This window comes from Helicobacter enhydrae (assembly GCF_001693335.1).
Classification (GTDB): Bacteria; Campylobacterota; Campylobacteria; order Campylobacterales; family Helicobacteraceae; genus Helicobacter_G; species Helicobacter_G enhydrae.
Genome location: NZ_CP016503.1, coordinates 768,579 through 794,018, shown reverse-complemented (window position 1 = coordinate 794,018; position 25,440 = coordinate 768,579). Strand labels below are relative to the sequence as shown.

The 25,440-nt window shown below is 38.7% G+C and carries 21 protein-coding genes; 13 read left to right on the top strand and 8 right to left on the bottom strand.

The features are described 5' to 3' along the window. Positions 1–34 precede the first annotated feature (34 nt). From BBW65_RS03645 to BBW65_RS03610, 8 genes are all read right to left on the bottom strand, one after another. The gene (locus BBW65_RS03645) at positions 35–1,396 is read right to left on the bottom strand and encodes an McrC family protein (RefSeq protein WP_066339852.1); all 1,362 of its coding nucleotides are present in this window, start codon (positions 1,394–1,396) and stop codon (positions 35–37) included. Next, the gene (locus BBW65_RS03640; RefSeq protein WP_066339850.1) at positions 1,368–3,530 is read right to left on the bottom strand and encodes an AAA family ATPase; all 2,163 of its coding nucleotides are present in this window, start codon (positions 3,528–3,530) and stop codon (positions 1,368–1,370) included. The genes BBW65_RS03645 and BBW65_RS03640 overlap by 29 nt, the downstream gene beginning before the upstream one ends. A gap of 134 nt (positions 3,531–3,664) precedes the next feature. Continuing rightward, positions 3,665–4,441, bottom strand: coding sequence for a tRNA 2-thiocytidine biosynthesis TtcA family protein (locus BBW65_RS03635; protein WP_066339848.1), 777 nt, complete (start codon positions 4,439–4,441; stop codon positions 3,665–3,667). Further along, positions 4,416–4,622, bottom strand: a complete 207-nt coding sequence (locus BBW65_RS03630; protein WP_066339845.1) for a hypothetical protein — start codon at positions 4,620–4,622, stop codon at positions 4,416–4,418. Before BBW65_RS03630 ends, BBW65_RS03635 begins: the two co-directional genes overlap by 26 nt. A gap of 28 nt (positions 4,623–4,650) precedes the next feature. After that, complete coding sequence (locus BBW65_RS03625; RefSeq protein WP_066339844.1) at positions 4,651–5,271, bottom strand: outer membrane beta-barrel protein; 621 nt, start codon at positions 5,269–5,271, stop codon at positions 4,651–4,653. Positions 5,272–5,476: 205 nt separating this feature from the next. Continuing rightward, positions 5,477–6,481 (bottom strand): virulence RhuM family protein, encoded by a 1,005-nt coding sequence (locus BBW65_RS03620; protein WP_066339838.1) that lies wholly within the window; start codon positions 6,479–6,481, stop codon positions 5,477–5,479. Between the two features lie 18 nt (positions 6,482–6,499). Further along, positions 6,500–8,302 carry an AAA family ATPase gene (locus BBW65_RS03615; RefSeq protein ID WP_066339830.1) on the bottom strand — a complete coding sequence of 601 codons (1,803 nt, stop codon included), beginning with the start codon at positions 8,300–8,302 and terminating at the stop codon, positions 6,500–6,502. A gap of 23 nt (positions 8,303–8,325) precedes the next feature. Continuing rightward, positions 8,326–12,162 (bottom strand): Eco57I restriction-modification methylase domain-containing protein, encoded by a 3,837-nt coding sequence (locus BBW65_RS03610; protein ID WP_066341797.1) that lies wholly within the window; start codon positions 12,160–12,162, stop codon positions 8,326–8,328. A 439-nt stretch (positions 12,163–12,601) separates the two neighbouring features. On the opposite strand from BBW65_RS03610, the gene ndhC reads away from it, so the two are divergent. Genes ndhC through BBW65_RS03540 form a run of 13 tightly spaced genes read left to right on the top strand, consistent with a single transcriptional unit; the run spans position 12,602 to position 25,438 of the window. Continuing rightward, complete coding sequence (gene ndhC / locus BBW65_RS03600; RefSeq protein ID WP_066339827.1) at positions 12,602–12,961, top strand: NADH-quinone oxidoreductase subunit A; 360 nt, start codon at positions 12,602–12,604, stop codon at positions 12,959–12,961. Continuing rightward, a complete protein-coding gene (locus tag BBW65_RS03595) occupies positions 12,952–13,458 on the top strand; it encodes an NADH-quinone oxidoreductase subunit B (RefSeq protein ID WP_066339825.1) in 507 nt (168 codons plus the stop codon). Before ndhC ends, BBW65_RS03595 begins: the two co-directional genes overlap by 10 nt. Next, on the top strand, positions 13,451–15,136 hold the full coding sequence (locus BBW65_RS03590; RefSeq protein ID WP_066339823.1) for an NADH-quinone oxidoreductase subunit D: 1,686 nt from the start codon (positions 13,451–13,453) through the stop codon (positions 15,134–15,136). Before BBW65_RS03595 ends, BBW65_RS03590 begins: the two co-directional genes overlap by 8 nt. Then, positions 15,133–15,624, top strand: a complete 492-nt coding sequence (locus BBW65_RS03585) for an NADH-quinone oxidoreductase subunit NuoE family protein (protein ID WP_066339821.1) — start codon at positions 15,133–15,135, stop codon at positions 15,622–15,624. The genes BBW65_RS03590 and BBW65_RS03585 overlap by 4 nt, the downstream gene beginning before the upstream one ends. Beyond that, positions 15,611–16,837 carry an NADH-quinone oxidoreductase subunit NuoF gene (nuoF, locus tag BBW65_RS03580; protein ID WP_066339817.1) on the top strand — a complete coding sequence of 409 codons (1,227 nt, stop codon included), beginning with the start codon at positions 15,611–15,613 and terminating at the stop codon, positions 16,835–16,837. Before BBW65_RS03585 ends, nuoF begins: the two co-directional genes overlap by 14 nt. Further along, the gene (locus tag BBW65_RS03575; protein WP_066339814.1) at positions 16,830–18,224 is read left to right on the top strand and encodes a 2Fe-2S iron-sulfur cluster-binding protein; all 1,395 of its coding nucleotides are present in this window, start codon (positions 16,830–16,832) and stop codon (positions 18,222–18,224) included. Before nuoF ends, BBW65_RS03575 begins: the two co-directional genes overlap by 8 nt. Further along, complete coding sequence (locus BBW65_RS03570) at positions 18,221–19,498, top strand: complex I subunit 1/NuoH family protein (protein WP_066339811.1); 1,278 nt, start codon at positions 18,221–18,223, stop codon at positions 19,496–19,498. The genes BBW65_RS03575 and BBW65_RS03570 overlap by 4 nt, the downstream gene beginning before the upstream one ends. Continuing rightward, entirely contained in the window at positions 19,488–19,985 is a 498-nt protein-coding gene (locus BBW65_RS03565) for a NuoI/complex I 23 kDa subunit family protein (RefSeq protein ID WP_199919480.1), read from the top strand. Before BBW65_RS03570 ends, BBW65_RS03565 begins: the two co-directional genes overlap by 11 nt. Beyond that, on the top strand, positions 19,985–20,476 hold the full coding sequence (locus BBW65_RS03560; RefSeq protein WP_066339810.1) for an NADH-quinone oxidoreductase subunit J family protein: 492 nt from the start codon (positions 19,985–19,987) through the stop codon (positions 20,474–20,476). Before BBW65_RS03565 ends, BBW65_RS03560 begins: the two co-directional genes overlap by 1 nt. Further along, entirely contained in the window at positions 20,469–20,777 is a 309-nt protein-coding gene (gene nuoK / locus BBW65_RS03555) for an NADH-quinone oxidoreductase subunit NuoK (protein ID WP_066339807.1), read from the top strand. Before BBW65_RS03560 ends, nuoK begins: the two co-directional genes overlap by 8 nt. Beyond that, on the top strand, positions 20,767–22,569 hold the full coding sequence (nuoL, locus tag BBW65_RS03550) for an NADH-quinone oxidoreductase subunit L (protein WP_066339799.1): 1,803 nt from the start codon (positions 20,767–20,769) through the stop codon (positions 22,567–22,569). The genes nuoK and nuoL overlap by 11 nt, the downstream gene beginning before the upstream one ends. Then, positions 22,566–24,053, top strand: coding sequence for a complex I subunit 4 family protein (locus BBW65_RS03545; RefSeq protein WP_199919479.1), 1,488 nt, complete (start codon positions 22,566–22,568; stop codon positions 24,051–24,053). The genes nuoL and BBW65_RS03545 overlap by 4 nt, the downstream gene beginning before the upstream one ends. Next, entirely contained in the window at positions 24,050–25,438 is a 1,389-nt protein-coding gene (locus tag BBW65_RS03540) for an NADH-quinone oxidoreductase subunit N (RefSeq protein ID WP_066339792.1), read from the top strand. Before BBW65_RS03545 ends, BBW65_RS03540 begins: the two co-directional genes overlap by 4 nt. Positions 25,439–25,440 lie beyond the last annotated feature (2 nt).

Below are 25,440 nucleotides of genomic sequence, written 5' to 3'. Positions count from 1 at the left end.
TAATTATTCTACAAACATTTGAGCATTGATTCTTTTAAGTTCCTAAAGGGGCAAAGAGAATCTTAACCTGCACACTTTGAGTGTCTTTGTTTTCTTGAGTGCAAAAACTCAAATAGCGACTTGCTTCAAAACACCATTCTCTCTCTTGCTTTTGGATTGCTTTTGTTTTTTCACACAAAGGATAGATAATCCAAACTTCTTTGGCTTGGTAAGAGCAGGCATAAGCCCACATTTGATACAAATCAGCTTGAGAGACTCCACATTTTCTCTCATCACTTGAGCCATCCAAAATCTTCCACTTGGTATCAAGGATTTTTATCTCCCCTTTGTCCTTTACCAACATATCAGGCTTAAGTGCGAAAAGTGGCTCATTGTTATTTTTGATAAGAAATTGACTTTGTGTTTGAAGCTTGATAAAAAGATTAGGATTGTTTTTTGTAAGCATCGTAGCCACATAGGATTCAAAAAGTTTTTCCATTGAAAAAAGCAAGGCGAAATTTTGCTCTTTGCCACTAGAGGAAGTGAAAGACTTCTTATACAAAAAGACTTTGCACCACGCTAGAATTTTTTCATAATAGGAGAAATGCCTCAAGCCCTTGCATTGCTCAAAATCTTTGTCTATATTTTGACTAGGAGGGATATTCTCAAAAAGCTCAAGGGATTTTTGGACTTCAAAGCGTGTCCTAGCAGAAGTGGCTCTAGTTTTGAGAAATAAAAGCGTAGATTTGATAATCCTATTTTGTGCAATATCTGCAAGATATGCATCAGTTTCTATGAAAAAACGCTCTTTGTGAATGAGATTTTGACTCATCTGTTCTTTGAAAAGCAATTTGCCTTTGAGGTAGGTGAAATTCTCCTGTATGCTCACATAATCGTGACGGATTCCTTTTTGATAGAGGATTGCAAACTCTCTGCAAAAGTTTTGAATAAAAATATCCAAAAGGGGTATTTTGCTCGTATCCAAAGAAGCAGTTTGTGATAGTTTGAAAGGCAAATCTTTCAAGGTTTTAAGAAAGGTGATAAGAAGTGCTTTTGCAGATTGATTGTTATCTTGAGATGTTTCAAAGTTTTGAGTTACAAAATTCTCAACTTTATAGCTTTTTTGCAATGCCTCCTTTGTGTATTTGGGCAAACCCTCTTGTGTGTCCTGATCAAAGCATTTAGGCAAAATCTCTAGTGTGCCATAGCGAGTTTGAATCACTCCTACATGATTTTGGGCTTTGAGTCTGCTTACACCATCAAATCTCAAAAATTTTCCATTGCCTTTGCCTTTGGCAAAGTCCCCTAGTGATTCAAAAAAACGCCTTGCTCTATCTTTGTCACTTTGCAATTTTTTTGCGATGTCATCAACCCCAAAGGATTGATACTCAATGATCGGGTAGATTAGAGGTTTCATCGGTTTTTTGAGTGTTGTAGATATTAATATAATTTTGAGAATCATTCCAAAGTGGCTTTTCAAATGAGGCAATGCTATAAATGGCTTTGTCTTCAATATTAATTTCAAGATTTTGAAAGCCGTTGCAATTTATAATTTTTAAACGCTCTTCATCCTTGACTTTTTCAATCATTTTATTACCATTTAGCACGGCGTAAATAAAAGCATAATCATTATAAAAATACTCTTGAAGCAAAGGAATAATTTTGTTTTGAAACACATTTTTAAGCTCATTGAGAGTTTTTACTTCAAGCAAAAATGTATGTCCGATTGTTTTTTCACGATCAAGCAAAAATTCTATGCGTTGATTCATCTTTGTAAGCATTTCATCTAGCTTGATTCCTGTATCATTTCCTTTGTCATCATTAATCTTAATATCTTTTAATTTATCAGGTTGAGGCATCATCTCTACAAACTCAAAGCGTCTGCGTAATGCAGTATCTAGTGTGGTGATGCTACGATCTGCTGTATTCATCGTTCCGATGATATAAAGATTGCTTGGCACACCAAAAGATTCTTGACTATAGGGCAACTGCACTCTCAAAGCCTCGCTTTCACCTATGCGTTTGCTTGGCTCAATGAGGGTAATAAGCTCTCCAAAAATCTTGCTAATATTTCCACGATTGATTTCATCAATGATAAGAACAAAAGAATCTTGATAATTTTCTAATGCCCTCTTGCATATCTCTTTGAAAATTCCATTCTTGATTTCATATTCCATAGCATTAGATTCTATAGAATTAGAAACTGCCTCTATAAGCTTAGGCTTAATCCCCTCGACAAATTCCTCATAACCATAGCTTTGGTGGAATGTCACAAACTCGATTTGCCCATTCTCACAATACTTATCAAACTCCTCTTTTGCCTCTTCTCTAGAGCTTGTTTTTACGCCCAAAATCTTTAATGCCCTATTGATTGTGTGATAGGTTTTGCCTGTTCCCGGAGGTCCATAGAGGATTTGATTGAGAGGTTGTTTCATTGCTTGTTCCTTATTTTGCGTGTTTTTTGTTTTTTCCTCCTTATTTTGAATGTCTTTGTTGTCTTGATAAAAGGAGAGCAAATCATCAAGATTTTCAAGATTTGCTTGTGTAATGATATTGCGGTGCAGGTCCTTGCAATCTGAACCCTGCACATTCATTTTTCTCGCAATGTCTTCTAAATAGTTTTTGGTGAAAAACGGACAGACAGATGGTGAATCAAAATTTTGATAGATGAATGCTATTTTCCAAGGAAAATAGTTTTTTGTATTAGGATTTGACCCCAACTCATCAGGCATTTCAATCTCTTTGTCATCTGTAGCACCCTTATCAATGATTTGTAAGAGGCATTTTTTAATCTTTTCAAACTTTTCTTTATTCTTGTCTGAATCTCCATTTGGATCAATTGCACTGCTTTGTTTTGTTTGTGCTTGAATTCCTTTTAGGTTTTCAAGTTCGGCAAAAAATGATGTTCCATTTTTATTATTGTAGTCTTCCCACCCCATTTTCTCTATTCTTTCTTTGCTCCATTTTTTTCTAAAATCTAGGATTTGTTTCTTTGCCTCTTCGTTTGATAGAAATTCTGCTTCAAAACCCTCTGCCAAAAATTTGTTGAAGTAATCTGCAAGTTCTAAAAATCTATCTGTAATTTCATCTAATTTAAGTTCTTCCCACTTAAAGATATAGCCCCCTGATTCCTCCAAGATACCTTCTTGTTCCATTTGATTCACGGCTTTGCAACGAGAGTTGTTGATGTCTGCTTCAGGAAAAGCAAATTTGAGGCAGTAAGTGCCTTCTTTGTGCAAATAGCCAAACCAAATATATACACCCATTTGCAAAGATGGCTTTTCGCCATTGACTTTTGTTGCTCCAAACAAATCTTGACGATAAAAAGAGATAGAGGGATTTTTACTTAAATTTCCACTTCCAAAACGTGGGTGACAAATATAATTTAAATCTCTCAAAACCTTATCTGATTTTTCCTTTATTGCCTCTTCTGCTTTTTGAATTGCTTTTGTTACTTTACTTTCATATTTTCCAACACACTGATCCACTTGCCTAACAAACTCTTTAAGGCACCCTTGAAAAATCTCTCGCTGTTGTTTGCTAAATTCCATAACACTTCTCCTATTTTGATATTTTGTTGAATTATATTATTTTATTTTTTTTTTTTTTGTCAAGCTCATATCGGTAGAATCACGCTGTTTGCGTGGTTTGGAGCGATTGCTCATCGGTGGCAAACTGCCACCCTTCAGTCCTGTTGGTCTAAAAATTTCGGATCAAAGAGGCTTTTTGTATGGACATTCCCCAATGCCACTTTCAAAGAGGTGAAAAAATTAGGATTGAATTTTTCTAATTCTTTGAGCATTTGTTTGGTTTTTTCTCTTGCAAATGGCTTTTTGTCATCTTTTTGCCAATTAATAGGGCAGTTGCAATCTGGTGCGATGTAGATATTGTTTTTAGCAATGAAGTCTATGATTTGTGCCTCTCTTACAAAAATCAAAGGGCGGATTACCCACAATCCATTCTCTGCTTGATAAATCGGGGGCATAGAACGCAAAGCACCGTTATAGCTAAGATTCATCATAAAGCTTTCAGCTGCATCATCGAGATGATGTGCAAGGGCGATTTTGTTGTAATTGCCCTCAAGTGCCTTGGAATACAAAGCACCCCTACGCATTCTGGAGCAAAAACTACAATAAATCGTCCCCTCACGACGATTCTCCTCTAAGATTTTGTAAATATCAGTGCGATAGAGCTCATAGGGAATATTGTTTTGCTCACAATATTCAAAGATATAATCATACTCCCCTCCCCTCCCATAATCAACGGTTAATGCCTTGAATTCAAAATTAAAAGGTGCGTATTTTTTCAATCTTGCCAAAAGTGTCGCTAGAAGTATAGAATCCTTCCCCCCACTTAGCCCCAAAAGTATCCTATCCCCCTCTTTGATGAGATCAAATTGTGCATTTGTTTGCCCTGTGATTCTTAAGATTTTTTTGCTAATCTCGATGTCTTGTTTTTCCATAAAATTTCCTAGTCGCGTCAAATGTGGATAGTTTCAAAGATTGTATTTTACTATCTTTGGAGCAATATGCGTTTTGCTTGATGAGATGTGCTTGTGTCAAACCATTGCCAAAGCTTGAACGCTTGGCGATGTGTGGTGCTGTATCAATAGGCAAGGGGGATCGCTCCCAATCCCCATTCATTTCTATATATGCTCAGATTCTTTTATCATCAAAAAATATACCGATAACCCACCACAAAACTTGTGCGTGCAAAAGAATCTAGTCTATCAAAACCTGAATCTAAACCGATAGAAGCACTAGGGAGTTTTGCTATCAGATCAACTCTGTGGTGATTGTCAAGCATCGTGCTAACCCCCATACGCCAACCCACATCCAAAACATGAGTCACATCTTCAGAATCTTCAAATCTAGACAAAACATAATTATAAACCACGCCCACTCCGACAAAAACACCCACACTAGAACTTCCATTGTGAAAGAAATTGACCATCAAATCACTAAAAGATTCTGCCTGAAAAGATTCTGCGTGTTCTGCAAACCCTTGAGAGTAGATAGAAGTGTAGCCAACACCAAGCCCATTGCGTGTCCCAACATACTTCCAATAAAACCCCTCATACCCCAAACTTGCACCAAGGCTATAGCCACGCGTCCCATTGCGTATCGCTTCGGGAGTCGCATCAATCCAAGGAAGTGCCATCTTGATATTGCTATCACTCAACCCATAGTCAGACTGCACGGCATATCCCGCCTCGATACCAACAAACCATTTCGCCTGAGCAACTGCACAAAAAGCCAATGAAGCCACCAACAAGCTCAATACTTTTCTCATTTTCACTCCTTTTGCTTGGATTTGGCTTTTATATTACTACAAGCCAATCGAAAATCCAAAGACAGGGGAGTCATCTTGCCTTTTGTGTAGCGATTTTGCAACTTAGGGAGATTTTGTCATTTGAGGATTGCCCCACCCCTTTTGCTTCTAATCCTAAAACCCTAAAATCATTTCCAAAGAGTAGAATTTGGCTTTTTTAAGACACTTAGTGCCTTGATTTCGCTTGTAATTCTTTGTAAATTGTATCAATTTCATCTTCATCTTGTTGATTGGCTAGGGCTTTTCTCTGCTCTTTGCGTTTAAAATCAAAGCGTGCATATTGTTCATAAGCAAAACTCTCCATTGCTTCTTGAGAGATACTCCCATTGCCCTTTAAAAGCTCTTTGCCTTGAAATTTAATGAGCAAATCCACATTTTCTCTCCAAAAGTCCATACTAAGCGTTTTGTTATCTTTTACTCTAAGTTCAGCAGATTCCAAAAACACATTTACCAAGCGATTGAGGCTATCAAGCTCCTCTTCTTTGAGATAGTTTTTGGCAATCAAAATATCGCCCTTTCTCACCACCTTGCCTTTCCAGCTTGTAAGCCCCATATTGAGTGCATCGGCATTTGCTCTTTGATAGATAATCTCACTAGCAGTTTGATGAGTAATGGCATACAAAAGCTTATTTTGGGTTTGTGCAAAAAACATTTGTGTCGCCTTATCTGTCGAATCATAATCCACGCTCAAGGCAAACAAATCACGCACCTTTTGATAAAACCTTTTTTCACTCGCTCTAATATCTCTAATCTGTTCTAAAAGCTCATCAAAATAATCTGTGCGTCCATTTGGATTTTTGAGTCTATTGCTATCAATCAAGAAGCCTTTTTGCAAATAACTTTGCAGATTTTCATTAGCCCATTTGCGGAACTGCACGCCCCTTTTGCTTCTAACCCTAAAACCTATGGCTAAAATCATTTCCAAAGAGTAGAATTTAACCTTATATTGCTTGCCATCTGTGGCAGTTGTCAAGTATTCCTTGACAACTGATTCTTCCCTTAATTCCATATCTTCAAAGATATTTTTGATGTGCAAAGAGATGTTTTGTTTGGAGGTGTCAAAAAGTTTGGCAATAGAATCTTGACTAAGATACACACTCTCTCCTAGTGCATACAGCTCGACTTTTACCTTTTCATCTTGCGTAGTGTAGAGAATGATGTCATTTTGCATTTTGATACTCCTTAAAAATCAATCTTTTGGCATTTTTATCACAACGCTTGAGATACGCTCTTGTAGATTTTGGCATTGCTCTTGATTTTGTTGATTTTGCTGTGTGGGTTGGGCTGATATGCCAAATTGCTTTTTGATTTCATTAACAAGAATCTTAATACCCATAAGCTCGTGTTCTTTAAACCTACGCCTAGCAAATTGTTTTTTCTTTTTAAGTTTCCATTGTGGTGTATCAGAAAAATTGTATTGTGATTCTTGATTTTGGATATATTGCTCATAACAATTCTCGATTGTAAAATCTCCTGATGAATTTTGTCCTTGAGAAACTAACATTGTTTTAATCCCAAACTTTTCAACTTTTGATTGAGCTGATTTTCCCTCGTTATCATCATCACAAAGAAACAAGCATTTTTCTTTTAATTGCGGTTTTAATTTATCAATCATATCTGCATAATACTCCATTTTTGAAGCACTTCTACAATTAAAGATTCGAAATGATTGTGGAATATGCTCACCTTTTTGTTGTCTATCAATTTCAATATACCGCTCCAAGTGTTTTTTATCTGTCTCGCCCTCAACAAACAAAATCAAACTTGATTCAATTAACAATTCAATATTAGCTCTAATTTCTTCAATCAAAACACCACTAGAAAGCCTTTCCATACTCTCTATTTTTGTTGTTTTCTCAATTTCTCCATCTTCCATATAAAACAAATCTTCATCTTCACAATAAGCGACACTTGAGAGAGAATGCGTTGTCATAATCACTTGGCAATCAAACTCTTTGACAATCACATCTTTTAGAATCTCAATGAGCATTTTTGCCATTTTGGGATTGAGATGTGCATCAGGCTCATCAAACAAGAAAATCATTGAATCTAATGGACTTTTCTCATATCTCCACATAAACAAAGAGGTGATGATTTGCTCTCCTGTGGAGAGTTCGCTAAGAGGAACAGAAATGCCTTCTTGATTTTGACAAATAAGTTTTGGTTGGTTATTTTCATTAGGTTCTAGCACAAGAGTGTATTTGGAATAAGCTTTTTTAAGCAATTTATTCACTTGATCGAGAGGATTTTCTCCTAATTCCTCTTTGATTTTTGCTTTGATTTGATCCACATCTTTTATCTCATTATCAAGCCTATCTCTTAATCTAGTTTTTTTAATATAATAATTGCCAAAAAATGAAAGCAAAGCTGTTTCATTAAAAATAGTTCGTTGTGATTCAAAATCAATATCCTGAAGTTCATCTAGCCATTTCTCAATCTCTTTTTGATTACTAAGATAAAATTTCTCCTCACTCATTCCATTACGCTCAAAATGCTTTTTGTATTGAGATAAATCAAGAGATTGCCTGTAAGAATTGCAAAACCCTTGTGCTTCTTTGGAAAAAGAATCAAAATTTCTATTGATAAAATCTTCAAATGTTAAGCTTTGGGATACTTCTTGGAGATACAAATGATTTGCACTTTCTGTTTTTGCGAAATTAAACATACTCTTTGGATTACTCAAATCTGTCTCTATTATAAACTTTTGACGCAATATATTTTTGTGTTCTTCTGCTCTTCTAGCAAACTCATCACTATATCCCGCACCCCCTAATTCAAATTTATCATAGTATTCTATTATCGCATTAATTCTTTGATGTTCATTGAGAATAAATCTCCCCTCTCTGATTCCATTAAGCAATGCACTCTTTCCACTTCCATTTTCCCCTGTAATCACTGCAAATTTTGGAATATCTTCCCATTTAAACAATGGTGTAATATTCTTGTAATCTTGATTTGCCTCAATACTTGTGATATATGTATTATCTGCCATTCATTCTCCCTTTCACCAAATCATCATTTATCCCAAAGACTCTTAAGCAAGGCGATGTAGCTAGGTTGTTTGTTTTGCAAAACTTGGAAAGATTCAAGCAAGTGGTAGAATTCTTCTTTGGTGAGTTTGTAGATCTCTGTTGCTATGGTGATATCTAGTTGTGCTTTGATTGTGTCGTAGGCTTTTTGTGTGCTTGGCATATCTATGTTATGAAACTCTTCTTTGAGGCTTGTGAAATGCTTCTTTTTGTCATTAAAAAGTTGGAGTTTTAGAGCATCAAAAGCAATGTTTTGATAAAGACTAGATTGCAAGATTTCCTCATCACTGGGTTGAGGGATTGGGAGTCGCTCTAAGTAAGTTTTACTCACATTGATTTGCACCATACCCCTAAGGATAAAATCCACCACCAAGGCATTAAAAATCCCTAAGGCAAAGAGGAGTCTAAGATGGCTTGTAGTCTTGTGGGTGATATGTCCTTGTGAATCTACAATGTATTTTTTGACACTACTTGCAAACATACTATGCCCAAAACCACAATCTTTGGGCAAAAGGCTAAAAATTCCCGTGCGTTCATCAGTGTCCCTTGCAATTCCCCTAAAGCCTAAGCGATAAAAACTCCTATCATATTTGATGATAGAATCCTCTAATTCTGTGATGGATTTGCCCTGTGCAATAGAATCCAAAAGTCTTGTGTATTCTTTGTTATTTAATCTTAAATCCTGTTTTAGCCTATAAATCTCCTTGCTTCTTAGCCTCTTATCAAATGCCTTAGAATCCAAAAAATATTGTGCCTCTCCAAATTCTGCATTGTTTTGATGAATCATCTTGCCCTCATAAAGTGGCAATAATCCTTCTTGATAGGATTCTATAAATAAATCTTTATCTGCTGTCATATGAAGTTCATTTCTAAAATCAAGCCATTCTAAAGAAAGGGGCTTGAAAGCTGCATAGCATTTTTTGAGAATCTCCAAATCAGCTTTGGAGCGCACTTCTTGGAATGCAAGTTGGGAGGGGCTTAGGGCTTTGATTTCTGCAAAAGTGGTGGCGATTGTGTTGTGATTATCATAGATGGCATCAATTTGTGTTTGATAAAACATTGTTTTGATGGTGTGGTCTGTGCTGGATTTGATATTTTTCACTTGCATTAGGGCAAATTTATAGCGTAAATCTACATCGGTGAAAATCCCCTCTCTATTTTCAAAACTATAGAAATATTCCAAAGTCTTGTTTTCTAGGATTTCTTGACGCAAAGCCACACTGCCTTCCTCTAGCATTAATGCACTGGGCAAAACATAATTAAGTGAGCCTCCTTGAGCAAGTAGGCTTAGATTTTTCTCAACAAAAAATCTAAAGAGATTCCCATCACCACTGCCCCTATTTAGAGGATAATGTATTTTGTAATAGTTGTTATTAGAATCAATGAAGGCTTTTTGTTTCTCATATTCCTGTTTGATATAAGGTTTGCTAAGGAGGTTTTCACACACTTCTTTTTTCTTGGATTTACTAAGGGTGCGATAATCACTTTGATATTGAGGGAAAAAGTCACTATCACTAAATTTGGTCTTATCCCAAGGTGGATTGCCCACAATCACATCAAAGCCCAAAAATTTATCCTCTTTGACTAATTCTGGAAACTCGATTTCATAATTGAAAAAGCGATATTTTTTAGCATAGGATTCTATAATGCTACGCAGTTCCTGCCATTCTTTTTCATCTTTGTTTGTTAAATACTCTATGTTGCTATGTTCTAGTTTTTCAGATTCTTTTAATTCGTTGCTACTCATAAAGCTTTTTGCATTGTATAGATTCAAAAAAAGATTGAGTTTATCTAAAATGGGGCTAATCTCATTTTGATAAATATGCTTTGATTCTTTAATGTCTTGTTCTGTATTATCTTTTATGGAATCTAGTTTGTCAAACACAAGGCTTAAAGCATTAAACTCATTTAAAAAAGCGTCAATGAAAAGGCTCGCTCCTTCTTTTTTGCTCTTTTTTTGTTGTAGGGTATCATAATAACTTTTAAAATGATTTATGCTTGTGCCAATCAACGCATTGCCACATTTGATATGATGCTCTAGGAAGCTTAGAGGTGTGCCAAAGATAAAGCTATCAATCCAAAGTGAAAGCTTTGTTAGCTCTATGCTAAAGGGGTTTAAATCAACGCCAAAAATCACTCTTTTGAGTAAAAGCCGTTTTAGAATATCGCTTTCATCTGCCTTATAGCCTTGAATAAAGACACAAATATTATTTTGCACTGCTTGTTTTTCTTCCTCATACAAATTTTTGAGTTCAGGGAAAGAATCAAAATCCTCTTGAACGATTTGTGTGATTTGGTTTAGGGCTTCTACTAGGAAATGCCCACTTCCACAGGCATTATCCAAAATCTTAAAATGCAAGATATTGCTAGGATTTAGCTTGTCTTTCAAAGCAGAACGCACAAGAAATTTGGTAATAGAATCTGGGGTATAAAAACTTGCGGTGCTTTTGCGAGAATTGCTGGTGTTTTTTAGATAAATTTGTCCTTTTTGATAAAATTGTGCTGTGTGGATAAGATTATCTTTGGCTATCTTTGCATAATCATAGCTATCAAAATACCCTTCAGTTGATTTCAAATCCTTGCCTCTTTTTTTGGATTGATATGCAAGATAAAAGAGATCTTCTTGTGCAATTTCAAAGAAATAGGAGAGTAGCCCCTCATAAATAGTGCCTAGATGTGCCACACTTAGAGTGCGATAATCACGCTTGAAAGGCAAATCTTTTTCTTTATAATAAAAAAGTGCGTCTAGAATCTCTCTAAGCTCTTTGTTGTCAAAAATCTTTGGGGTTTGCAAAAGGGGCGTGTTGTGTGTGTCAAAAAGTCCCCCATTAAAGATTGGCATATCAAAATTTGGTTTGCCCTCATTGTAGATTCTAAAAATATCTTCTAGCTTACCATAAGCTTCATAGCTATCATTCTTTACTTGTTGTATTGAATCTAGAAGTTTATGGAGGCTGATTTCATCTTTGAAACAAGAATGCTTGTCTAATATCTCATCAAACTTGTCTTCAAAATAGGCGATGAAAAGCAGACGAAAAATGAAATAAAGGGCATTTTGGTAGATGTCTTCAAGAGGGGCATTGGGGTTTTTGGCATAAATACAAGCACCGATGCGTTCAAAAAGCGAATTGTTGCCATTGGTCCCATAGATAATGGATTGCAAATCATCTTCAATAGAGATTTTGGATTGGGTGTTTTTCTCTAGCGTTTCTTGCATTGTGTTTTTGAGATTTTTTGGGCTTTGAGAGAAATTTTGGGCTTTAAAGATGTGATAGAAATATTGGAAAGCTTGTAAGTCATCTTTGAAAATGATGGATTCTAAATTGACTTCATAGAAAATCTTTTGAGCGCTCAATTTTGAATTATCATAAAAACGCCATATTCTGCCATTAGTGAGGAATCCAAAATCAAGCTTTAGATTGCTAAGATAGCGTAAAAGCTGAAAATGTGGATTGTCTTTGACTTGCTTATTATCCACTTCTACATTATAGGCTTTGGATTCTAAAATCACGGAAATATAGGCATTGCTAGAGTGTCTTTCTTGTTTGGATAAATCTTGATAAGAACGCTTAGCCTCTGCAGTTACAAAAAGTAAAAAATCTGGTTTTTCTAGTTTGCCTTGAATGATTTTTTCATCTTGCCTGATGCTGTGCCAATCTAGTATTTCTAATACTCTAGCGATAAAATCATCTTCGAATTGATGCTCATTTTGGCAAGAGAATCTCTGTGCATCATAGAGTGCTTTGATGCGATCAAATACGCGTTGGACTTCTGTTTGCGTGCCTTCAAAATCGTAGATTTTGGGGAAGCTAACTTGGAGCATATATGTGGTGAAAAGGTTGTTGGACAAAAAATCAAATGTTTTCAAGATGTGCCTTTGGTTTGAGGTTGAAATATTTGCAAGATTATAACAAATGCCCAAATTGTCTTGTGGGTTGCAAAATTTGGTGTGAAGCGTTTTGCTATATCATCATCTATCTCATCAGAAATTTTGGCACAGAAAATAGAATTGCTACATATTTTCACATTTGTTTTGGCTGGATTTGGATTCCCGCTTTTGTCGCATATTGATAATGAGTTTGATCGATGATGTGCTTGATGAAATTTTGCTAGTGCGATGTTTTCTCTGGCTTTGGATTTACTTTGCTATCAAAGTTAATTAATTCTTGACTACAATTATTGACATCATTCTACGGCTAAATGAGGTCTTTGAGAGATTTTACTAAACCACAAAACAAGCGTTTTGGGTGATTTGAGGGACAATGAGTGGTAATCTTATCTTGAGTTTTTATCTGTATGTGTTTATTGTTTGTTCGTTGATTGGGGTGTTTTTCTTGACCAAAAAAATAGGTCCAAGCAGACAAAATCCTGCCAAAAACAAAACCTATGAGAGTGGGATTGTGAATTTTTATGGGGGGATCAACTCAAGTATCAATGTCAAATATTATCTCGTGGCGATTGTATTTGTCATCTTTGATATAGAGGCGGTGTTTATGTATCCGTGGGCTGTGAGTTTGCGTGAGCTTGGTGAGTATGGGCTTGTGGTGATGTTTGTCTTTATGGCAATCTTGCTTGTGGGGTTGTTTTATATCTACAAAAAGAAGATTTTAAGATGGGAATAGAAAATTTAGTTCAAAACGATGTGATTTTAACGCGACTTGATGCGTTGTTTAACTGGGGTAGGAAAAACTCTCTGTGGCCTATGATTTTTGGGACTGCTTGTTGTGCGATAGAGTTTATGAGCTCTGTTTCTTCAAGACACGATCTCTCTAGGTTTGGTGCAGAGGTGATGCGTTTCTCTCCTAGACAGGCAGATTTGATGATCGTGGCTGGAACGATTTCTTTCAAACAAGCTCCGATTCTCAAAGAGATTTATGATCAAATGTGCGATCCAAAATGGGTGGTGAGTATGGGGGCGTGTGCGTGTAGTGGCGGGTTTTATGATAACTATACGACTTTGCAAGGAATCGATCAGATCATTCCTGTTGATGTTTATATCAGTGGCTGTCCTCCCCGTCCTGAAGGTATCATCGATGCAATCGTGGCAATACAAGAAAAAATCTCTAGTGAATCAATCAAAGATAGGCACAAAGATTTCAAAGGATTACTAGATGTTTGAAGAGCTTTTATCAAGATTTCATCCCATAAAACATAGCAATGTCAATGGACTTTTGAGCATACAAATCAATCCTAGCTTGATTGGTGAAGTGGCTTTGTATATTCGGGATACTCTTGGCTTTGAGATATTGGCAGATATTGCGTGCGTGGATAATCTACATCTTGACACTTCCAAACGCTTCAGCCTTTATTATGTTTTTCGCAAAACAGACGGGCGGGAGGTGTGTGTCTATTTGGAGCTTGATCTAGATGAGAGGGTGACAAGCATTGAGGGGATTTACAAAAGTGCAAATTGGGCGGAGAGGGAATGCTTCGATCAGTTTGGGGTGCAGTTTGAAAACCACCCAAACCTAAGGCGTATCCTCAATCACAAAGATTTCAAAGGGCACCCTTTGAGAAAAGACTACCCCATCACAGGCTATCAAGTGCTGTATGAAAGCGATGATTTGGTCGATGAGATGAAAAACCAAATGCACAGAGAGGGGCTTGTGAGCGAGGAGAATGAGGAGTTCAAAACCAAATACACATTTTTGAATATCGGACCCTCTCACCCGGCAACGCACGGAACGATCAGGAACTTTGTGGCATTGGATGGGGAGAAAATCATCTCTTGTGTCACAGAGATAGGGTATTTGCATCGCGGATTTGAAAAAGCTTGTGAGAACCATAGCTACGCTCAAATCATCCCCTACACAGATCGCTTGAACTACTGCTCTGCTTTGCTCAACAATATCGGATATGCCAAAGCGATTGAGGATGTGCTAGGAGTGACTCTGCCAGATCGCGGGATTTTTATGCGTGTGATTTTGGGTGAGTTGGCTCGGATCATCGATCACGAAGTGTGCTTGGGTGCGATGTTTGTGGATATGGGGGGGCTGACAAATTATTGGTATCTTTATAACCCTAGAGAGAAAATCTATGATTTTTTATCCAAATTGACAGGTGCGAGATTTACAAACTCATTTGCAAGAATCGGCGGTATGGCAAATGATTTTTATGAGGGTTGGCAAGAGGAGCTTTTGGCTCACCTCAAAGAGGTAGAAAAAGGCGTTGATGATACGATGGTGCTGATTGAGAAAAATCGTATCTATTTGGATAGGGTGCAAAATATCTGCAAAATCAGTGCAAAAGAGGCGTTGAGCTATGGGTTTAGCGGTCCCAATTTGAGAGCTAGTGGAGTGGGATATGATTTGAGAAAAGACAAGCCTTATTACTACTATGATAGCTTTGATTTTGAAGTGCCTGTAGGGAGCGAGGGGGACATCTATGATCGTATGTTTGTGCGATTTTTTGAGATCAGAGAATCTATCTCAATCATCAGACAAGCGATCAAGCGTATTCCAGAGGGCAAAATCAGCATCGAGGACAAAGAAATCTTTTTGCCCCCCAAAGAACAAGTGTATTCCAATATCGAATCCCTCATCAACCACTTCAAACTTGTCTTTGATGGGATCAAGCTCCCAAAAGGACATTTTTATAGTGCGACTGAAGGGGCAAATGGGGAGCTTGGGTTTTTTATCGTGAGTGATGGCAAACCCAAACCCTACAGAGTGAAGCTCCGCCCCCCTTGCTTTTATGCACTCAACGCATTTTCAAGTATGGTGCGAGGTGCTTTGATCGCTGATAGTATTTTGAATCTAGGCAGTTTGAATATCATCGCAGGAGAACTAGATAGATGAAGTTTGAATTTACTCAAGAACAATTAGACGCATTGCATAGGCTAGAACAGCAGGTCGATGACAAAAGAGCACTTGTGTTGCCCTCTCTTTGGATAGTGCAGAGGACAAAAGGCTATATAGAAGCCGAGGATATTAAATATCTAGAAAAAACCCTTGGGGTGCGTGCGATGTTTTATTCTGAAGCGATTGGGTTTTATTCGATGTTTAACTCAAGCCCTAAGGGTAAGTTTGAGCTGAAGTTTTGCAAAACCATCACTTGCAAATTGAGGGGAGCTGATGCACTGATCAAGTTTGCAGAAGAGCTTTTGGGAATCAAAATGGGTGAAACGACAAGCGATGGGCTGTTTAGTCTAGGTGAGAGTGAGTGTCTTGGGTATTGTGAAAAAGCACCTTGTATGCTGTGTAATCTTGAGCAAATTGATACTTTGGATGAGAAAAAAATCAGTGATTTGATAGAAAAATCAAGGAAAAATGATGCAAGTTGTTAGTGCAAGATTTGGGATTGAAAATGCCCATAAAATTGAAGTCGCCAAGGCTTATGGTGCCTATGAGGATTTGCCCAAAATCCTTCAAATGGATAGAGAAGCAATCGTAGAGGCTGTGGATAAGAGTGGTTTGAGAGGCAAAGGTGGGGGCGGCGGTCATTGTGGCACGAAGTGGAAAAATATGTTAGCTTGGGAGAGTGAGAAGCGTTATTTGGTGGTCAATGGCGATGAGAGTGAGCCCGGAACCTGCAAGGACAAATATATCCTCAATCTGGATCCACATCTACTCATCGAGGGGATCATCATCGCCTCTTATGCGTTGAAAGCCAATCGGGCGTATGTGTATATTCGTGGAGAGTATGAGAGGGAATATCTCTCTTTGAGCCAAGCGATCAAAGAGGCACACAAAGAACTCAATGGCTTTGAAATCATCGTATGTAAGGGGGCAGGAGCCTATATCTGCGGAGAGAAATCTGCACTTCTAGAATCTATAGAGGGCAAAAGAGGACACCCAAGACTAAAACCACACAACAGAGCAGAACCTGATTTTTTGTTTGGCTCAGCCTGTGTGGTCAATAATGTAGAAACAATCGCAAGCGTGCCATTTATCGTGAAAAAGGGTTGGGAAGCCTATCGCTCTGTTGGGACAGAGAAAAGCCCGGGGACATTGTTGTTTTCAGTCACAGGTTGCGTGAATACTCCTTGTATCAAAGAAATGCCTTTTGGGACAAAAATGATTGATTTTATCAATGAGTTTGGTGGTGGCGTATGGAAAAACAGAGAGCTCAAAGCCGTGATTCCCGGGGGCTCAAGTGCTACGATTTTGACAAAAGAAGAGGTTTTGAGGGCTACTTTGGATTATGAGAGCCTTGGGGAGTTTAGGAGTTCGCTTGGCACGGGTGGGATGATGGTTTTTGATGATAGTGTGAGTATGCCTGAAGTGCTGTGCAATCTCCTTGAGTTTTATACAGAGGAGAGTTGTGGGCAATGCACCCCTTGTAGAGAGGGCTGTGGCTGGGCGTTGAGAGTGGTGGAGAAAATGCTCAGGGGCGAGGGAAGTCTCAAAGATTTGGACACACTCAAAGATATTTCTTATATGCTTGATGGCAAAACCATTTGCGTTTTTGCCCCTGCCGTAAAAGATGTCATTATGGGCTTTATCACAAAATTTGAAGATGAGTTTGTCGCATTATGCAAGGAGGGGAATAATGGTTGAAATTATCGTAGATGGGGAGAGAGTTAGCGTTGATGAGAGAGGCAATCTCATCAGTGAGCTAAAAAAGCACAATATAGAAATCCCTCATTTTTGCTATCACGAAGCACTGGGAGTGAGCGGGAATTGTAGAATGTGCCTCATAGAAGTTGTGGGGCAGAAGCGTCCTCAAATCGCTTGTGACACACCAATCAAAGCAGGAATGGAAATCAAAATCAATAGCGAGATGACTAGGAAAATCCAAAGAGGGATTTTGGAGCTTGAGTTTATCAATCACCCTATCGATTGCCCTGTGTGCGATCAAGCAGGAGAATGCTCCTTGCAAGAATACTATATGAGCTATGATAAGGCTGATTCAAGAGTGAGGCTGACAGAAAAAGTCCGCAAAACCAAAAAAGAAGACTTCGGAAGCAATGTCATACACGATGCGGAGCGTTGCGTGCTTTGTCGGCGTTGCGTGCGATTTACAGAGATTTGCACTCAAACCTATGAGCTGGGGGTCGGCAATCGTGGGGAGCATAGCAAGATTATTTTGTTTAATGATGAAAAGATCGATAATCCTTATGCGGGAAACATCGTAGATGTCTGTCCTGTCGGGGCGATGACTTCTGCGGATTTTCGCTTCAAAAAAAGAGTATGGCATCTCAAAAACACTCCTGCCATTTGTCAAGGGTGCGAGAGGGGCTGTGCGATATGGGTGGATAGCAGTCAAGATAAATATGAAGAACAAAGGATTTATCGCTTTAGACCGCGTGTCGATGAGGCAGTCAATGGGCATTTTATCTGTGATTATGGACGCTATAGCTACAAAAATGAACAGATTCTGGTGCAAGAAAATGTGCAGGGTTTGCTTGACACGCTCAAAGAGAGATTGCTCCATCAGGCAGGAGAATGTGATTTGTTGATGACTTCCTCACTCTCGCTTGAAGAAATGTTTGCGGTGGTGCATTTTGCCAAAGATTTTGGGCTAAAAGTCTATGGTTATGATGATTTTGTAGATGAAAGCTTTTGTGATACTCAAGGGCTAAAACTACGCTACCCAAACAAAACAGCCAACAAAAAAGGACTGGATTATTTTGTGGAGCATTTTGGGGTTTTGCGAGATCTCTCCACTCTCAAGGACAAAGTGGTCGTTTTGCATTTGGGAAGTGGGATTGAGCGGTTGAATCTTGCAAACAAGCAAACCATTTGTATCGGATCTTTTGAGGGGGCAGATTTGATTTGTGCAAGTGCATATCATCGCGATGGACATAGTGTCAATGTGGATAATAAGCTTAGGACAAGCAAGGCGAGTTTTGGCAATCAATCCTTGAGCATTGAGCAGATAGTGGGTGCGATTGCCGGGAAGCAATATGAATTTGATCTTGATATTTTAAAGGTATTTGAATGAGCGAAGTGGTTTTGATTCTTTTTAGAATTGTTTTTATTCTGATTTTTGCACTCACATTTGTGCCTATTTTGGTTTTGCTTGAACGCAAGATTTCTGCTTTTATTCAAGATCGTCCCGGTCCCAATCGGACAAATATCGGAGGCATTCGACTTGGTGGGGTGGTGCAATCACTTGCAGATGCCCTCAAACTGATGATCAAAGAGGACTTCACCCCCTCAAGCATTCGTTCCAAAGTGCTTTTTACCATTGCTCCGATGATTTTGTTTTTGATGAGCTTGATGACGATTGCTGTCATTCCGTTTTCTGATTATTTCACTCTTGATGGTGTGCAATATCTGATGCAGGCTATTCCTTTTGATGGGGGTATGCTATGGTATCTTGGAATGGCGTCTTTGAGTATCTATGGCATTATGCTTGCAGGATATTCTTCCAACAACAAATACTCGCTTCTAGGATCACTGAGAGCCGCCTCTGGTGCGATCAGCTATGAGATCCCTCTAGGATTGGCAGTTGTGAGTATGATGATCACTTATGGTTCGATCCATCTCAATGATTTTGTGCATTACCAACAAGGCTCGATCTTTGGTTTGCCCTCTTGGGGGATTTTCATCCAACCTTTGGCAGGAGTGATTTTCATTGTTTGTGCTTTTGCAGAGACAAACAGAGCCCCCTTTGACCTTGCAGAGGGAGAGAGTGAGATCGTGGCAGGTTATCATCTAGAATATAGTGCGATGAGCTTTGCGATGTTTTTTATGGCGGAATATATTGCGATGGTGGCAATGAGTGCGTTGATCATCACTTTGTTTTTTGGTGGATACGCATTGCCCTATCTTAGCACAGCTGATCTTTTGGAGCATTATCAAGTGATTCTTGTGGCAATGGCTTGTTTGACGACTCTTTTTGGGATTGGATTTGTGCGTTGGATCGGCAAAAACAATGTCACGCGTTACAAAACAAACAACGACTTAAGGAAGCGTGAAAACAAATTCTACACGATCGCGACTTTTGCGGTTGTGGCGGTTGTGGATTTGGTGTGTGCGTTTTTGTATTTCAATGGACTAGAGAGCTTTGGCAAAGAAGTATTGGTGACTTTGCTCTATCTAGGTATTTTTACGCTCAAAACCTTTGTGATGCTCTTTGTATTTATCTGGGTGCGTTGGACAATCCCAAGATTTAGATACGATCAGATTCAGAGGCTGGGTTGGGAGAAGCTGATGCCTCTAGCAATCCTAAATATCATAATTACAGCAGTGGTGGTGATCTATGGCAATTAAAATCAAACACATACAGAGAAAAAAGACTCCCTTTTTGCAACGAATCTATCTACCCTATATCTTTGCAGGGATGGCTAGGACATTGAAGCATTTTTTGCAAAACGCAAGCGATACTTCCAAAATCGAGTTTTTGGAATATCCTGAGCAAAAGCCCCAAGACATCACCAAACGCTATAGGGGATTGCACAGATTGACAAAAAACGAGCAGGGAGAGCTCAAGTGCGTAGCCTGTGATATGTGTGCTACCGCCTGTCCTGCTGATTGTATTTTTATCACAGCCAAAGAGTTGGAAAATAGCAAAGAAAAAGCCCCTTTGACTTTCAGTATCGATTTGCTTGAGTGTGTGTATTGTGGGCTTTGTGTAGAGGCTTGTCCCAAAGATGCCATAAGAATGGATACGGGCATTTTTACCAAAGTGGGCAATAGTAGAGAATCTTTTTTGATTGATATCAAAACCTTATCGGAGCGAAAGGAGGGGGAGTTTTAATGGAGCTATTTTTGTTTATCAATTTTGCGAGTTTGGCAATTTTGGGGGCGTTGGGATTGGTTTTGTTTCAAGCACCAATCTATGGAGCTTTGAGCTTGATTGTCACAATGGTTTCTATCGCAGGGCTTTATCTTTTGCTGTTTGCCAAAACCCTCTTTCTGATTCAGATTGTTGTGTATGCTGGGGCGATTATGGTGCTTAGTGTGTTTGTGATGATGTTTTTCAATATCACTACCCATAGGCTTTGTGTCGAGTTCAAAAAATCCGCCCTTTTGCCGTTGGTGCTTTGTGCTGGATTTTTTTATCTTTTGATTGATGCGTTATGGAAACTGCCCAATGATTTTGAGGTCGCTCCGTTTGATTTTGGGGAGATTGAGAGTTTGGGGATTTATCTTTTCAATCATTGGAGTTTGAGTTTTGAGGCGATTTCTTTGCTTCTCACTATCGCATTGATTGGCGTGATTGCAATTTTAAAGGGCAAAAATGTTTAAACTCTATCTATTAGTGGCTTTGATTTTGTTTTGTATCGGGACTTTGGGTGTGTTGGTCAGAAAAAATATTTTTACTATTTTTATGTCAATCGAATTGATGCTCAATGCTGTGGCGTTGATGTTTGCAGTGTTCGCTAGGGAAAATCTCAACCTTGATGGGCATGTGATTGTGATGCTTATCATCGCACTTGCAGCGGCTGAAGCGAGTTTTGGCTTGGCTCTCATTGTGCTGTTGTATAAGAAAAAGCAAAGTTTGCGTATCACTGATTTTAATGTGCTAAAGGATAAAAATGTTGATTGATATTGTGATTTTAGCGCCACTATTGGGAGGCATTGTTTTGGGTTTGGCATATTTGGGCAAAAATCGTTTGCACCTCTCTCAATCAGCCTTTGCGGTTTTGGGAATGATTGCACCTGTGATAAGCTTCGTGTGTATGGCATTTTTGTTTGTGGATTATACGCACACTCAAGATCTCAAAGCCTTTACTTGGATTGATGTGGGGATTTTCAAAATCAATATAGGGTTTTATCTGGATGAGTTGAGTGCGATTATGGGGGTGTTTGTCGCGTTTTTGGGGATGCTTATCCATCTGTATTCTGTGGGCTATATGGACAAAGATGAAGGGTTTGGCAAGTTTTTTTGTTATATGAATCTGTTTTTGGGAAGTATGTTTATCCTTGTGCTTGCTGATAATCCTATCTTGATGTTTGTGGGTTGGGAAGGAGTGGGGGCTTGTTCGTATTTGCTGATTTCGTTTTATTTTGATTCCAAAGCAAATGTAAAAGCAGGAAATAAAGCTTTTATCCTCAACAGAATCGGGGATTTTGGCTTTTTGATTGGCTTGATTAGTCTTTATCTTGTCGCATCGGTGGGGGGATTTGACTATGAGGCATTATCCAAAGCCTATATTCCCAATGATATAGCGACTTTTATCGCGTTTTGTTTCATCTGTGGGGCGTTAGCCAAATCTGCACAGATTCCACTTTATACTTGGCTTCCTGATGCGATGGCTGGACCTACGCCTATCTCTGCCCTTATCCACGCTGCGACAATGGTGACTGCAGGTGTGTATATGGTGGTGAGGTTTGATTTTTTATACAAAGATTTAAATGAAGTGCTAGAAGTCCTTGCTTATATTGGTGTGGCAAGTGCATTGTTTGCTGCCATTATCGCTACAAAAGCAACAGACATCAAAAAGATTTTGGCATATTCTACGATGAGTCAGCTAGGCTATATGTTTGCAAGTCTTGCCTTTAGCTCTCAGTCTGCCTTGTTTCATCTATTCACACACGGGTTTTTCAAAGCTCTTTTGTTTTTGGGGGCAGGTTCTATCATCATTGCACTCCACCACGAGCAAAATATTTTCAAAATGGGTTCTTTGCACAAGCACAAAATTTTGTTTTATCCGATGCTCTTTGGCTCTCTAGCAATCAGTGGGATTTTCCCTTTTGCGGGATTTTTCTCAAAAGATGCGATTATCCTTGGGGCGTTTTTGAATGGGCATTATGTGATGGCGTTGATTTTGCTTTTTGTGGCCGGATTGACTGCTTATTATGTGTTTAGGTTGTTTTTCTTGGTGTTTTATTCTCAAAACCAAGCCAAAGAAGTGCATCAAGTGCCTTTTGTGATGAGTTTTGTCAATGTGATTCTCTCCATCTTTGCACTGATCGGTGGAGGCGTTGGGGTATTTTTGCATTTGGAGCATATTAGCCTGACACTTGAGATCATCGGTGGATTGGTGAGCTTGTTTGTCGCATTGCTTGGGATTTTTGTGGCTTATAAGAAATTTTATCGCTATCAAAACACTCAAGAGGAGATTGGGTTGTTTGAAAATCTTGTGATTCACAAATTTTATATCGATGAAATTTATGACTTGGTTTTTGTCAGAAGTTTTGCATTTTTGAGCAAGTTTGTCCGCGAGATTTTGGATGCCAAAGTTTTCGATCCTTTGGTGATGAAAACTGCTCGATTGTTTAAAATCGGCGGATTGATCTATGCCAAATGGACACAAAACGGACTTGCAAACACTTATGCGTTTTATATGTTAGCCATTCTGTTAGCCCTTATCATTTATCTAAAGGTTGGTTTATGATGTTTCTTCCTTATGTCTTGAGTTTGATGATTTTTCTCCCCTTTAGCGTGGGTGTGATTATGATTTTGTTTTGCAATGATTTTGTTGCTAGAGCATTGGCTTTTGTCACGACGCTTGTGGTGGCACTTCTTGGGTTTATGCTGTTTTTTGCATTTGATGCTGGTGGGGGGATCCAATTTGTCAATCACCTGCCCTTGGTGCCTCAATATGGCATTAATTACTTAGTCGGTGTTGATGGGATCAATCTGTATATTTTGCTTGTGATTGCTTTTTCATTTCCTCCATTGTTTTTTATTCTCAAGAGGACAGACAAAGGCTATTGGGCAAATATGTTGTTGATGCAAAGTGGATTTTTTAGTGTAGTTTCTTCCTTGGATTTGGTGTATTTCTATGCGGGTTGGGAGATGATGCTTATCCCGATTTTTATCATGGTGGGAATCTATGGGAGAAATCCTGAGCGCGCTGCATCGCTTCTCAATATGATGTATTATGCGATCTTTGGCTCTATGGTGATGCTTGGGGCAATCATCTATCTTGGGGTGCAACATTATGAGGCTTTTGGCTTTTTTAGCTTCAAACTTGCAGATTTGATTCGGACTCCTTTGGATGTTGGCACACAGAGTGTTTTGTTTTTTTGTTTTATGTTGGCTTTTGCAATCAAGTTGCCTTTGTTTCCGTTCCACCTTTGGCTTAGCAAGGCTTATACCAACTCTATCACCACGGCGACTTTTATGCTCTCTGTGATTGCCTCAAAAATGGCGATCTTTGCAACTTTGCGTTTTGTGTTGCCTTTGTTTCCAGCCTCTTTTGTGGAGTATTCAAGCTGGTTTATTTTGCTAGGCTTGTTTTCAATGCTGTATTTTGGGACTTCTGCTTTTAGGGCAAAAGATTTCAAAACCTTACTTGCCTATGCTTCTGCCTCACATCTTGGCTTGATTGTAGCGGGTGCATTTGCTTTGAATGTGGAGGCGATGATGGGGGCGATGTATCAAGTGGTGGCACACGCGATCACAAGTGGAGTGATGTTTTTGCTTGTGGGGATCATCATCAGGCAATTGGGGACTAGAGAGATCAGCCAACTTGGGGGAATTGCAATGAGGGCACCTGTTTTTGCGACTCTGTTTGCTATCGCTATGATTTCAAGTGTGGGTTTGCCTGCGACGATTGGGTTTATGGGGGAGCTTTTGATTATTTTTGGATTGTTTGAGCTTGATCTCATGTATGGCATTCTTGCGACGACTTCTATTGTGATTGGAGCGGTTTATATGTTTGTGGTGTATCGAAGAGCTATTTTGCAAAACACAAATGAAAGGACACAACATTTCAAAGATCTCAAAATCTCTGAAACTCTTGCTTTTATGGTGGCAATTTCAATGATTTTTGTGATGGGGATTTATCCCAAACCTTTTTTGAAAAAAATAGAGCCTACGATGCAGACGCATTATGAAAGCTATATCAAACCAAATCTAGGGGTTGCAAAATGATGTTTTTACCCTATATCCTCGCTTTAGTTTTTGCGATTGTGAATATCTTTTTGTGTGTGAGCAAAATCACCAAAAAAACAGGGATCCTTTGGAATATCGTCTTTTGGCTGATAGTTTTGGGGGCGTTTTTTGTCGCACATTCTAGTTTTGCCAATGGAGACTTGATGGGGTTTGCGGTGGGCTTCATCGTCTTTGATGAATTTTCATTTTGTTTTGGGGTTGTGCTGTCTGTTTTGATTTTGATTTTTTTGACTTCTAGTTTTTACAATGATGATCTTGTATACTACAAGCACGAAATGCTTACTTTGGTGTCTTTGGTCGGTTTGGGATTGTTGCTGATGAGCTTGAGTGCTGAGCTGATTTTCACATTGATTTGTCTAGAGATTGCTTCTATCGGTCTTTATGCGATGATTGCCCTCAATAGCACTGAATACAAAAGCATCGAATCTGCCTTCAAATACTTTTTGCTTTCTTCGTTGATGAGTGCGTTTTATCTGCTTGGGTCGGCGATTATTTTTGGGGTGAGTGGCACCACAAGGTATGCACTGATTGACATACAAACAGATTTTTTGAGTCTTGTTGGGATGATCCTTGTGCTTTCTATGATGTTTTTTAAGATTGGTATTTTTGGATTTTATCGCTGGAGTTTGGATGTGTATTATGGTTCAAGTATGAATATCACTGGGTTTTTTGCCTCTGTGTTCAAACTTGCGAGTTTTACTATTTTGATCAAATTTTGCTTCGCGTATCCAAGTGCCAATCTGCCAATATTGCAAGGGATTTTTGCATTTTTGGCAGTGCTTAGTATGTTTGCAGGGAATCTTTTGTCTATCAAAGAAAACGATGTCAAAAAGATCTTGATCGCAGCAAGTATTGTGCATTCAGGTTATATTTTTATCAATCTCTCCGCGGGAGAACCTTCTTTGTATCCTGCTTTGTATTATCTCTGCACCTATGCGATTGTGACGGCGTTTGCTTTTGGGATTTTGAATGGGATCTTTGGAGATAGGGAGATTAGGATTGCAGATCTGAGCGGTCTTTACAAAAATCATCCGCTTGAGGCATTTGCATTGACAATCATTTGTCTATCTTTTGTGGGATTCCCTTACACAGTCGGATTTATGGGCAAACTTTTTGTGTTTTCTAGTGCAGTGGAGGGGGGGCGTATTGATCTGTTGATTTTTGGTGTCATCAACACGATCTTGTCGGTTTATTATTATCTACGCATAATTATCAGCATTTATTTTGGAAGTGATGAGGTGCAACTCACTTGCGGACGCTTCAAAAGTCTTGGTTTGCTGTCTTTGTTGGCTGTGTTTTTTGTGATTTTGGAGGGTAGTGGGATTTTCTCTATCATCACAGCATTGGGTCTTTTGCCACGATAGCT